The 10,915-nt window shown below is 69.7% G+C and carries 13 protein-coding genes; 8 read left to right on the top strand and 5 right to left on the bottom strand.

Going from position 1 to position 10,915, the window contains the following annotated elements; all coding sequences use genetic code 11:
* The 4 genes from ACNTMW_RS33915 to ACNTMW_RS33900 all read right to left on the bottom strand — a co-directional run.
* The coding region (locus ACNTMW_RS33915) for an FAD binding domain-containing protein (RefSeq protein WP_426638159.1) at positions 1-920 on the bottom strand (920 nt) is incomplete at its 3' end.
* Complete coding sequence (locus ACNTMW_RS33910; protein WP_426638158.1) at positions 917-1,411, bottom strand: (2Fe-2S)-binding protein; 495 nt, start codon at positions 1,409-1,411, stop codon at positions 917-919. The genes ACNTMW_RS33910 and ACNTMW_RS33915, both read right to left, overlap by 4 nt.
* A 38-nt stretch (positions 1,412-1,449) precedes the next feature.
* Entirely contained in the window at positions 1,450-1,779 is a 330-nt protein-coding gene (locus ACNTMW_RS33905) for a hypothetical protein (protein WP_426638157.1), read from the bottom strand.
* A 76-nt stretch (positions 1,780-1,855) separates the two neighbouring features.
* Positions 1,856-2,692, bottom strand: coding sequence for a TetR/AcrR family transcriptional regulator (locus ACNTMW_RS33900; protein WP_426638156.1), 837 nt, complete (start codon positions 2,690-2,692; stop codon positions 1,856-1,858).
* 136 nt (positions 2,693-2,828) lie between these two features.
* On the opposite strand from ACNTMW_RS33900, the gene ACNTMW_RS33895 reads away from it, so the two are divergent.
* The 5 genes from ACNTMW_RS33895 to ACNTMW_RS33875 all read left to right on the top strand — a co-directional run bounded on the left by ACNTMW_RS33895 (position 2,829) and on the right by ACNTMW_RS33875 (position 6,845).
* Positions 2,829-3,074: a hypothetical protein gene (locus tag ACNTMW_RS33895; protein ID WP_426638155.1), complete on the top strand. Its 246-nt coding sequence runs from the start codon at positions 2,829-2,831 to the stop codon at positions 3,072-3,074.
* 216 nt (positions 3,075-3,290) lie between these two features.
* Positions 3,291-3,410, top strand: coding sequence for a TetR/AcrR family transcriptional regulator (locus ACNTMW_RS33890; protein WP_426638154.1), 120 nt, complete (start codon positions 3,291-3,293; stop codon positions 3,408-3,410).
* Positions 3,411-3,479: 69 nt separating this feature from the next.
* The gene (locus tag ACNTMW_RS33885) at positions 3,480-4,538 is read left to right on the top strand and encodes a hypothetical protein (protein ID WP_426638153.1); all 1,059 of its coding nucleotides are present in this window, start codon (positions 3,480-3,482) and stop codon (positions 4,536-4,538) included.
* A 135-nt stretch (positions 4,539-4,673) separates the two neighbouring features.
* Positions 4,674-5,870 (top strand): lysylphosphatidylglycerol synthase transmembrane domain-containing protein, encoded by a 1,197-nt coding sequence (locus tag ACNTMW_RS33880; protein ID WP_426638161.1) that lies wholly within the window; start codon positions 4,674-4,676, stop codon positions 5,868-5,870.
* 840 nt (positions 5,871-6,710) lie between these two features.
* On the top strand, positions 6,711-6,845 hold the full coding sequence (locus tag ACNTMW_RS33875; protein WP_426638152.1) for a hypothetical protein: 135 nt from the start codon (positions 6,711-6,713) through the stop codon (positions 6,843-6,845).
* An 11-nt stretch (positions 6,846-6,856) separates the two neighbouring features.
* Here ACNTMW_RS33875 and ACNTMW_RS33870 read toward each other — a convergent pair whose 3' ends face one another.
* Entirely contained in the window at positions 6,857-7,192 is a 336-nt protein-coding gene (locus ACNTMW_RS33870) for a hypothetical protein (protein WP_426638151.1), read from the bottom strand.
* 448 nt (positions 7,193-7,640) lie between these two features.
* Here ACNTMW_RS33870 and ACNTMW_RS33865 point away from each other — a divergent pair, with 448 nt between their 5' ends.
* The 3 genes from ACNTMW_RS33865 (at position 7,641) to ACNTMW_RS33855 (ending at position 10,784) form a co-directional block, all read left to right on the top strand.
* Positions 7,641-8,396: an SGNH/GDSL hydrolase family protein gene (locus ACNTMW_RS33865; RefSeq protein WP_426638150.1), complete on the top strand. Its 756-nt coding sequence runs from the start codon at positions 7,641-7,643 to the stop codon at positions 8,394-8,396.
* A gap of 399 nt (positions 8,397-8,795) precedes the next feature.
* Complete coding sequence (locus tag ACNTMW_RS33860; RefSeq protein ID WP_426638160.1) at positions 8,796-9,689, top strand: glycosyltransferase; 894 nt, start codon at positions 8,796-8,798, stop codon at positions 9,687-9,689.
* A 288-nt stretch (positions 9,690-9,977) separates the two neighbouring features.
* The gene (locus ACNTMW_RS33855) at positions 9,978-10,784 is read left to right on the top strand and encodes a DUF6328 family protein (protein WP_426638149.1); all 807 of its coding nucleotides are present in this window, start codon (positions 9,978-9,980) and stop codon (positions 10,782-10,784) included.
* Positions 10,785-10,915 lie beyond the last annotated feature (131 nt).

Here is a 10,915-nt window from a genome sequence, read left to right as displayed (position 1 = left end):
GACCGTGCGTTCCTCCTCCACGTCGCTCGGAGGACGCGCGTACAGCAACTTCGGCATGAAAGACCGCCTCCCCACCAGCATCCCACCGGCAGAAGCGATCTACACCTGCAAAGAGGAACCGAGCACTTAGGCGCGACGCCGCCGAGGGCCAGCCGGACCTCGGTCACCGTCCCGTCGTTGGTCTGCAGCGCCGCGGCGACCGAGACCAGTGCGAACGCGTATGACGCCCGGTCGCGGACCTTGCGGTAGCGGGAACGGGCCGTGACAGGCTGCAGCTCGACCGCGGTGATCAGGTCGCCGGGGGCCAGCCCGGTCTCGAGCTGCGGAGTGTCACCGGGGAGCCGGTGGAAGTCGGCCAGCGGGATGCGGCGGATGCTCGCGGTTCCGCGTACTTCGACGACAGCGTCCAGGGCGGCCAGTGCCACGCACATGTCGGAGGGGTGCGTGGCGATGCAGCTGTCGCTCACGCCCAGGATCGCGCAGCTACGGTTGAATCCGTCGAGCGCGTCGCAGCCGCTGCCCGGCTCGCGCTTGTTGCAGGCCGACGCCGAGTCGTAGAAGTACGGGCAGCGGGTGCGCTGCAGCAGGTTCCCGCCGACGGTGGCCATGTTGCGCAGCTGACCGGAGGCACCGGACAGCAGCGCCTGCGACAGCACCGGGTAGCGGGTACGGACCCGCTGGTCGGCGGCCAGGGTGCTGTTGCGCACCAGCGCCCCGATCCGTAGGCCGCCGCCGGGCAGCTCGTCCACGGTGTCCAGCGGCAGCCTGGTCACGTCCACGACGGTGTCGGGCCGTTCGATGCCCTCTCGCATCAGATCCACGAGGTTGGTGCCGCCGCCGAGGAACTTCGCACCCGGCTCGGCGCCGGCCCGCACGGCGGCGTCGACGTCAACCGGTCTCACATAGGTGAACGGCTTCATCGCCCGTCCTTCCCGGCCACCTCGGCGATCGCGGCCACGATTCCGTTGTACGCGCCGCAGCGGCACAGGTTCCCGCTCATCCGCTCCCGGATCTCGCCCTCGGTGAGCTCGCGCGCCTCCGGGGACTCGGTCACAATGCTCGGCACGCCGGCCTCGTGCTCGGCCAGCATCCCGATCGCCGAGCAGATCTGCCCCGGTGTGCAGTAGCCGCACTGGAACCCGTCGTGGCGCAGGAACGCCTCCTGCAACGGATGCGCCACACCCTCGATCGTGGTGATCTCGCATCCGTCGTACTGCACGGCCAATGCGAGGCAGGAGTTGATCCGCCGGCCGTCGGCCAGCACGGTGCACGCGCCGCAGGCGCCCTGGTCACAGCCCTTCTTCGGGCCGGTCAACCCGAGCCGCTCGCGCAGCGCGTCGAGCAGACTGACCCACGGATCGACATCGAGAGACGTGGCTGAGCCGTTCACGGTCATCCGTATCTCGGGCATCCGATTCCTCCCGTGCCGGCCGCGAGCGTCGGGCGGAGCTAGGCGCTTGCGTCGGGGCCTTTGGTGATGTGCGATGTCCGGGCAGCGAACGGTCCCATCTGGTGGGGGGTGAAGGCGTTCGTGCTGTTCTTGTCAGCGCCGAGGACATTGGGGGCGGTGACGCCGATGACGGCCCAGGCCGCGAGGACGCCGAGGCTCTTGAGCCAGTCGCCGCGCTCGATCGGTCCCTGGGCCCGCAATGCGGCGAGGTAGGTCAGGCCGATCGGGACGTGCAGCAGGGCCGCGGTCAGCAGGCCGGGGCTGTAGTACGTGGTGCCGGTGGCGCGGGGAAGCAGAGTGCCGTGGACGAGCCGCCGTACGAGACCCATCAGGACCCCTCGACACGCTAATGAAGAACGACTGCAAAAGCGTATCACTCCATTAGCGGGGCGGCCAGCCGAACGGCTACTGACCCGGGTCGACCGCAACCGCACGGACGAACGCGTCGGCGAAAACGTCGCAGGTCTGCTCGACGTCCGGCAGTTCGATGAAGGCCAGCCCGGACATGGCCGGCCGCAGCAGCATGTGGATCACCACCGGCGCGACGAACTGGCCCAGCAGCAACGGCAATGGCACATCCCGGACCCGGCCGGCCCGGATTTCGGCGCTCAACCATTCACCGATCACCGTGAACAGGCGCGGCGCCTTGTGTCGCAACAGCGACTGCACCGCCGCGCTGGTCGGGCGGGCCAGCATCTCCGCGAAAATGGCCGGCGTGACCCGCGGTTCCTGGGTCAGCACCTCGGCCATCGTCCGGTAGACGTGAGCAACTGTCGCCCGGAGATCGGTGTGCTCGGCGGCAAGAACATCGCCGATGTCGACGATCGGGCTGTACTGATCGAACACCGCGCCCAGCAGAGTGTCGCGATTGCCGAAAACGGCGTAAAGGCTTTCCACCGCACAGCCGGCACGACCCGCGATCGCCTCCAAGGTCGCCGCAGCCAGGCCCTCCTCACTGATCAACAATGCCGCCGCCTCCACGGCACGGACCCGGACCGACCGGCCACCCGGGTCGACACCCGCGGCCCGGACCGCGTCGTGCAGCGCGACCCGGGACCCACCCAGACGCCGTAGCAACGTGCTGCGCGACATCCCGGCGCGCTGCGCGATCGCGGTGGACGGGATGTCAGCCACGTCCCGGCCCAGCTCCTCGGCGGCGCGCAGGGCCGCCTGCACCAGCTCGTCCGGCACCTGCACCGGTTGCGCCAGGGATGTCGTTGCCGTTGGCTCCATGCCCTCCATTCTCGGCACGAGCCCTGGTGGCGTCGACGGCGAGGCGGGGAGCAAGCGACGAGGGGCGTCGCGTCCTCGAGTACCAGCTCGATGCCCGTAAGGCTCACGTCACACTTGCCGATACGCTGATAATGTCTCACTGTAGTTGCGTATCAGTCATCGTTCCCAGCGCGAAGGCCACCATGACCATCCCGGCTCGCGTCGAACCGTCGACGCCAACTCCCGCCGAACCCGCCTCCCCGCCGCCCGTGCCGCGCGCCGGTGGGCCATCATCGGCATCATCGGCATCGCGCAGCTGATGGTCATCCTCGACACCACCATCGTGAACATCGCCCTGCCCTCGGCCCAGCGCGATCTCGGGTTCAGCACCGACAACCGCAGTGAGTGGTGACCACGTACGCGCTGGCGTTCGGCTCGCTACTGCTGCTCGGCGGCCGGCGGTCGGACCTGATCGGCCGCCGCATCACCCTCGTGGTCGGCCTGTTCGGCTTCGCGATCGTCTCCGCCATCGGCGGTGCCTGCGGCGGATTGTCGACCAACTCGACCTCGACGAAAAGAAGCACCCACCCGGACCGCCCTGGCCGCCACCCAGATCATCGGCCTCGCCATGACCCGCTACGTCCTCAAACTCGAACCCGTCGCCTCCGCACCACCCGAGCAACTGGTCGCCGCGATCGGCCCGATCGTGCAGCGCTACCTCACCGAAGACCTGCCCGGAGCGTTCTAGATGACCGCCACCGGTTGGGCAATCGCCCCCTGGCGCGACTGCGGCAGCGCAGTCAGGAAAGGAACCCACATGGCCACCGACACCTCCTCCACCACTCATGACGGGACACGCGCGTCCACACCATGGCCGCAGGTGGCCGCGACGGTCGCGCTGCTGACGGTCATCATCAGCGTGCTGCTCACCGCGTTCGCCTGGCCGGCCGTGCGATCCTCGGTGCACGACGTACCCATCGTGCTGGCCGGCCCGCCGACCGCGACCGACCGGATCGCCGCCGCGCTTCAGCAACGCCAGCCGGGCGCGTTCGACATCACCCGCGCGGCGGACACCGCCGCGGCCGAGACCGCAGTGCGCAACCGGGAGGCGTACGGAGCCATCGACGTGAGCACCGGCACCCCGCAGGTCATCATCGCCTCCGCCGGCAGCCCCGTCATCGCGCAAACTCTGCAGAGCATCGCGGCCGGGCTGGCGCAGGCCTCCGGCGGCGCACCGGCCACCCCCGCCGTCGCGGTACGCGACGTCGCCGCCCTGCCCGCCGACGACCCCCGCGGCGCCGGCCTGGCGGCCGGCTCCCTGCCCCTGGTGATGGGCGGCATGCTCGCCGCCGTCCTGCTCACCCGCCGCGTGCGCGGCACCACCCGCAGGCTGACCGGTGCGCTCGCCTTCGCCGTCTGCGGCGGGCTGGCCCTGGCCGCGATCCTGCAGTTCTGGTTCGGCTCGATCACCGGAAACTACGGGGCCAACGCCGGCGTGATCGCCCTGTCCATCGCCGCCACCGCCCTGACCCTGCTCGGCCTGGAAACGCTGCTCGGCACCCCCGGGCTGGGCCTCGGCGCCGTCGTCGTCATGCTGATCGGCAACCCACTGTCCGGCACGGGCACCGCACCCCAGATGCTGCCCGGCTGGTCCGGTCAACTCGGCCAACTCCTACCACCAGGCGCGGCCGGCTCCCTGCTGCGCTCCACCGCCTTCTTCGACGGCCGCGGCGCCACCCAGCCACTCATCGTGCTACTGGCCTGGCTGGTGCTGGGCGCTGTGCTGTGCGTCATCGGCGGCGCACGCGCCGCCCGGACCAGCGGCACCCGGCCGTCCATCGCAGCCGCCCGCCCCGAGCCCGCGACGGCCGCCTGACCGCGACGCGTCACAGGTCATGCCATGACCTGTGGCGGGGTGCCGGCCGAACCGCACGGGCCGGCCGGCACCCCACCGCGCCGCAATCAACCCAGCAACACGTTCGCACCACACGAAACCGAGGCTGCCTTGTCGGTGCACAGCGGCAACACCCCCGCCGTCGGCACTGCCACCGACCACAGCGGCAACACCCCCGCCGTCGGCACTGCCACCGACCACAGCGGCAACACCCCCGCCGTCGGCACTGCCGCCGACCACCGTGCCGGCGCACCCCAGCACCACAAGCGCCGCTGGCTTCGCCACACCGCCGTCGCCGCAGTACTCGTCCTGTTCGCCGTCGAACTGACGCTGGGCTGGCGCGCACTGACATCGGCGCTGTCACAGCTGCGCGCCCCGCACCCCGGCTGGCTCACCATCGCGCTGGGCGCCGAGCTGGCCGCGATGGCTGCGTATGCGCGGATGCAACGCCGCCTGCTGCTCTCCGCCGGTGTGCGCGTACCGCTTCGCCGGCAACTCGCGCTCACCTACGCCGCACACTCGCTCAGCGTCACCCTGCCCGGCGGTCCGGCGTTCTCCACCAGCTTCAACTACCAGCAGATGCGCCGCTTCGGCGCCACCCCGGCCGTCGCCTCCTGGTGCATCGCCCTGTCCGGCATCCTGTCCGCCGCCGCCCTCGCCGTCGTCACCGCCGCCGGAGCCCTCGCCGCCCAAGGCACCCCGCAGTGGCGGACCCTCATCGCCCTCACCGTCGCCGCCCTGCTCATCACCGTCGGCGTCCGGCGGATCACCCGCCACCCCGAAACCCTGCAACCGGTCACCCGCGCCGTGCTGCAACGCCTCAACCGGCTGCGCCACCGGCCCGCCACCTACGGCCTCGACCACATCCGCGACTTCATCGACCAGCTCCGCGTTGCTCGCCTCGCGCCCCGCCACGCCGCCGCGGCCGCCGTTTTCGCGGTGCTCAACTGGTTGCTCGACGCCGTATGCCTCTGGATGTGCTTCCACGCCGTCAGCGACGATCCCATCGATACCACCCAGGTGCTGCTGGCCTTCAGCGCCGGCATGGCCGCTGGCACCATCACCGTCATCCCCGGCGGGCTCGGCATCATCGACAGCGCCCTCATCCTCGGCCTCGTGACCGGCGGCGTCGACACCCCCACCGCCATCGCCACCGTGGTGCTCTACCGCATCATCAGCTTCGGCTTCATCATCGGCGCCGGCTGGATCACCTGGCTCATCATCCGACACCGACACCTGAAGGCACCACGAGCCTCCCGATGCACCGTGCGGGGTGCCACCACCCATCACCGTGACCGACGTAGGCGAATGTGACGTTCAGCCATGACGTCAGGCATCATCGTGACGCGTGTCGCCGCGCCTGCTCTACCTCGCGTTCTGCCGTAGCGCCCGCCGGCTTGCTCTCCTCGCCCGCACCAGCGCGGCCGAAGACGTGGAGATCCTGGTTCTTTGTCATGAGAACGCGGTCCTACGCGCCGGCAGAACCCGAAGCCGCGGCTGGACTGGGCCGACCGGGCCGTGCTCGCCGCGCTGACCAGGCTCCTCCCTCGTGCGCTGACGGCACACCGCCTGGCAACCCCGGCCACGGTCCTCCGTTGGCTGTTTGCGACCGCAAAATCGAGGCCCAGAAACGAGAAACCGCAGGCCACGGGCCTGCGGTTGCGATCGGAGCAGCGGGTTAGGAATTCGTGCGTTAATCCACCGGCGTCGGACCTGACCTTCTTCCGCGACCGACCCCGTCCCCCAAAAAACATCACCAACATCGCCACTCCGGCACCCCACCTGACCGGCCACCCGCTCCCCCACTCCAACGGCCGCCGCAGCCGTCTGGTGAGCGGGGAGCAGACAGGCGAATCGATCGAGACATCGGCCAGGCACGATCTGCAAGCTTGACCTCTTATGCCGCACCGAAGTAGTCACTTCGACCCGTGAGAAGACCTACCGCGATTTCCCTGACCGGCATCGAGGCGTCCGGCCGATAGGGGTCACTTCAGTCCGCCTAACCAGGGTCAGCCAGTCGACGATGTGACAAAACACGAGGTAGAGCAGGCGTAGCGACACGCGTAACGATGCTGCCCTACGGCATGGCCGAGCGCTACGTCTGTCCAGGGCAACCACGCTGCAAAGATTTTGGAACCCCGCAAGGCTGGCAGGGTGAGCCGCATCGAAGCCCCCTCGAGGCTGGCGCGCGACGCCCGGGACCTCGCCCAGATCCTGCTCGCCGATGACCGGCAACGGTGGCGACACACCATCCGGGTGGCCCCGGCGGCCCTGGCCGCGACCGGATGAGAGGCTGGCACTCACGCCGCCCAGGGAAACCCCATGCGGCAGAACTCGGCGGCCACCGGGGAGTCATTGCCGTCGACGGCAAAGAGGAGATCGGCATCGCAGGCCAGCTCGTAGGCCGCCTGCAGGGTGCCGATCACACAGGCGTCCACCGCAGTGGCCTCCCGCAGGTCGATCAGGATGAGGGCCGGCTTAGAGCGCATGATCATATCGATGAGGGTGCTGCGCAGATCAGCACACGCAGCGGTATCGACGTCGCCAAGTAGGTGCACGGCGACGGCCGAGCTGTCCTGACCAGTGGGGCTGACGAGGATGGTTCCCACAGCCATCACCTGTTCATCAGTGGGCATCCGCGTGGACCTGCTTGGGCTTCCATACACACGGTACGGACCGGGCGTCCTCTCCGGTACCCCTCGCCGGTGAATGCGCGAACTCAACGACGTGGCGGTGAAGGGCGCGGTGCGAGCCGGATCCACCGGCGGGCATTCGCGCCGGGAAGACAGCAGCGACCGTGGAGCGCCGAGTGCTTCGGCACATTGCGCGGCCGGCGAAGACGCACGAATCAGGCACCCCGCATCGCCGGGGGTCTGACCCGCTTCGTCGCCGACTCTTCGCCGGGACGTCACGGCGCCGTGGCCTGAACAACCGCGACTTCGATCAGTGTTTGGGCGTGCGGATCGCGCTCGTCACTGATCGGCGACCAGGGTGCCAGCATTCCGTGGAGCTGTTCGGCCGGCCACGTCAAGGCGCCAGCGTGAGCGCGACGACGTGGAGTCGCGCGCACGAAGGTAGAACGGTGTGAGCCTGGCGTCGGCCGCCGGCGTGCTCCGGTTCGCCGCGCTCGGCGACTCCATCAACGTGGGCATCGGCAGCCCTATGCCGGACGGCGGTTGGCGCGGTTGGGCCGCGCTGCTGGCGCCGGCGCTGGCCGCACCGAGCTGGGTCGAGCTGCACAATTTCGCGGTCAGCGGAGCGCTGACCCGCGACGTTGCGGGCCCGCAGCTCGCGGCGACGCTGCGGCTGCGACCGCAGCTGGCCTCCATCATCGTGGGCGTCAACGACACGCTCCGGAACAGATTCGACGTCGCGGCGATCCAGGCGGCGTTGACCGGCTGTGTCGCGGCGCTGACGGCGCAGGGTTCGCTGGTGTTGACGGCACGGCTGCCCGTGCACGTCGATGTCGCAACCCATCCGACCGTGTACGACCGGAGCATGTGGAGCGTGGACCGGTTACACCCCAGCGAACGGGGCCACCGGCTGCTGGCCCGACGTTTCGCCGAGGCGCTGGCCGCGTCGGGATTCCCGCTCGCTGGACGTCCGGCGTCACAGCCGGACAATCCGGAGCCGACCCGGCACGCACAGGCATGGTGGATGGCAAGCCAAGGTACCCGGTGGGTCTTGCGGCGCGGTGCCGATCTGCTGCCGGGCCTGCTCGGGATGGCGGCGGGCGAATGGTGGTGCGGAATTCGCGGGGCCGCGAGCACCTTCGACGACGGTCTCCGGCGGGACGTCGCCGCCGCCCTGGACCGGATGGAGGACCGGATTGTCGCCTGATCCGGTTCGATACCTCACTTATCCCCTCGCCGTTATCGATGTCGTCGCCGCCGCCATGCCCCGGTCGCTCTGCCAGCCGCGGGGACGGCCGGCCTGTTCGCCGCGGCGGCGCCTCGCCTGCGGCAGCAGCTTCGCCGTCCCGGCATACCCCGGCTCGTAACTCCACCAAGCGGCCACAGGAGGCGGTGGAATGAAGACCGTGCGGTTGGCCAACTTCGTCACCGACAGCTCTGGCGGGCTACGCACGGCGCTGCGCCATCTCGGCGCCGGGTACGCCACCGCCGGCCACGAGCCAGTGCTCATCGTGCCCGGCCCGCGCCACAGCGATGAGATGACCGCGCAGGGCCGCGTCATCACCCTGCCGGCCCCGACCGTCCCGGGTACCGGCGGTTATCGGGTCTGGTCAACCGTCCCCGCATCGCCTCACTTCTCCGGAACCTGCGCCCGGACCGGCTGGAGGTGTCCGACCGCACCACGCTCCGCTGGACCGCCGCGTGGGCCCGCCGCCACGACGTACCGGCGGTCATGGTCTCCCACGAGAGCCTCGACGGGCTGCTTGGTCTGCTCACCGGTAACCGGTTATCCCTCAACGCCGTCGCCGACCGGCTCAACGCGCGCACCGCCGCGGGCTATGACCGGGTCGTATGCACCACCTCGTGGGCGGCGGCCGAGTTCCGCCGCATCAACGCCCAGAACATGGCGCAGGTCCCCCTCGACGTCGACCTCGATCACTTCCACCCCTGCCGGTACGATCCGCGGATGCGTGCGACGTACGCTGGGCCGACCGAGTTGCCGCTGTTGCACTGCGGGCGGTTGTCACCGGAAAAGCGCCCCGAGCGGTCCCTGGTCGCCCTGGCCGAACTGCACGCCCGCGGGGCACCTGCGGTGCTCGTCGTCGTCGGCGACGGTCCCTGCCACCCTCGCATGCGCGCCGAGGCCAGCCGTCGGGGTCTGCCCGTACGGTTCCTGCGGTACGTGGCCGACCGGGATCTACTCGCCGGCCTGCTCGCCACCGCCGACGTAGTACTCGCCCCCGGTCCGGTCGAAACGTTCGGCCTGGCCGCCCTCGAAGCCCTCGCCAGTGGCACACCCATCGTGGTCAACGCCGACAGTGCGTTACCGGAAGTAATCGGCGACGCCGGCCTCGCCGCATCCGGGGACGGGCCCTCGTATGCCGACGCCATCCTGGAACTCGCCGCCCGACCGCGCGTCGACCTGCGGGCGGCAGCCCGGCGACGCGGCCGAACGCTACCCCTGGTCCGCCTCAGTGGCCGGGTTCCTGCGCGCACATGACCTGGCAGCCCCCAACGCACTGGCCTCGGGAGCCCGCGACGTCGTTGGCCCATGAGGACGGTCCCGCCCGGGATTTTGTCGGACCTGGCCAGCCAATACCACCGCGCGCCGGGGACGTAGCGGTCGGCGCACGCGCCAACCGGTCGACGGGTCCCGTGCTGTCACGGTGTGTGTTCGACGATTCGAATACCGCAAGTTGGCGGGTGTTTCAGCCATGCCGTTCGACCACCATCAACGCAACCGCCACCGTGATACGCCCAGGCGGCGACAGCGAGCAGGGAGAGCGCCATGGCCATGCAGACCAGACCAGCACCAATCGGGGCGCCCAGCGGAAGCGATCCGGTCGAGCCCCATGACGTGTGGAACTTCCGGATCCGTGGGGAAGCTCCGGCCCAGCGCCTGGACCGCTGCTACACCGAACTCCTGCAAGAGGTACAGGTAGCTCAGACCGGTGTGCAGGTGCTCCTCGCCTTCCTGCTCTGGGTGGCCTTCAACCCCGGCTTCAGCTCGGTCACCTCCTACCGACGCGGCCTGTACGTCGTGGCGCTCGTCCTAGCCACCCTGGCGCTCGCCCTGCTCATCGCACCCGCCTGCGCCAACCGCGTCACCTATCGGCGCAGCCTCAGAGCGGCGACCCTCACGCTCGCGAACCGTTGCGCCATCGGCGGAACGGTGCTGCTGTTCGCCTCGCTGAACTGCGTCCTGGCCCTGATCCTCGATGTGGTGCTCGGCTCCACGCTCGCCGCCGCGCTCGGATTCACCACTGTCATGTGGTTCGCCCTCTGGTGGTACATCCTGCCGCTGATGGTCCGCCGCCGGCACAGTCACCTGCGGGGTTCCAAAAGCCCATCGCCATGGCTGGCGTGGGGAGATACGGTTCTCGGCCATGTCGTCAGGCATCATCGTGATGCGTGTCGCTGCGTCTGCTCTACCTCGTGCTCTGCCGGGTTGCTGGCTGGCTGGCTCTTCTCGCCCGAACCGGTACGGCCAAGGACATCGAGATCCTGGTTCGCCGCCACGAGAACGCGGTCCTACGTCGGCAGAATCCGAACCCACGGCTCGACTGGGCCGACCGTGCTGCCCTCACCGCATTGATCAGGGTTGCGTCCACGGAGATGGTGTACGACGGGCTCGTTGATGAGCGTGTCGTGATGTAGGAGACGGCCACCGCGTAGATCCTTCGAGACGGCTAAGTCACAAACCGAAGGAGACGAACGCGATGGCCG

The organism is Planosporangium spinosum (assembly GCF_049999945.1).
In the GTDB taxonomy this organism is placed as follows: domain Bacteria; phylum Actinomycetota; class Actinomycetes; order Mycobacteriales; family Micromonosporaceae; genus Planosporangium; species Planosporangium spinosum.
The sequence above is the reverse complement of the archived record's forward strand: the minus strand, read 5'-3'. Positions and strand labels throughout refer to the sequence as shown.

Bases quoted from the DNA above. Each gene is read 5' to 3' on its own strand.
- ACNTMW_RS33910 (WP_426638158.1), bottom strand. From the start codon at position 1,411: ATGCCCGAGATACGGATGACCGTGAACGGCTCAGCCACGTCTCTCGAT.
- ACNTMW_RS33905 (WP_426638157.1), bottom strand. From the start codon at position 1,779: ATGGGTCTCGTACGGCGGCTCGTCCACGGCACTCTGCTTCCCCGCGCC.
- ACNTMW_RS33900 (WP_426638156.1), bottom strand. From the start codon at position 2,692: ATGGAGGGCATGGAGCCAACGGCAACGACATCCCTGGCGCAACCGGTG.
- ACNTMW_RS33890 (WP_426638154.1), top strand. From the start codon at position 3,291: ATGACCCGCTACGTCCTCAAACTCGAACCCGTCGCCTCCGCACCACCC.
- ACNTMW_RS33885 (WP_426638153.1), top strand. From the start codon at position 3,480: ATGGCCACCGACACCTCCTCCACCACTCATGACGGGACACGCGCGTCC.
- ACNTMW_RS33870 (WP_426638151.1), bottom strand. From the start codon at position 7,192: ATGCCCACTGATGAACAGGTGATGGCTGTGGGAACCATCCTCGTCAGC.
- ACNTMW_RS33855 (WP_426638149.1), top strand. From the start codon at position 9,978: ATGGCCATGCAGACCAGACCAGCACCAATCGGGGCGCCCAGCGGAAGC.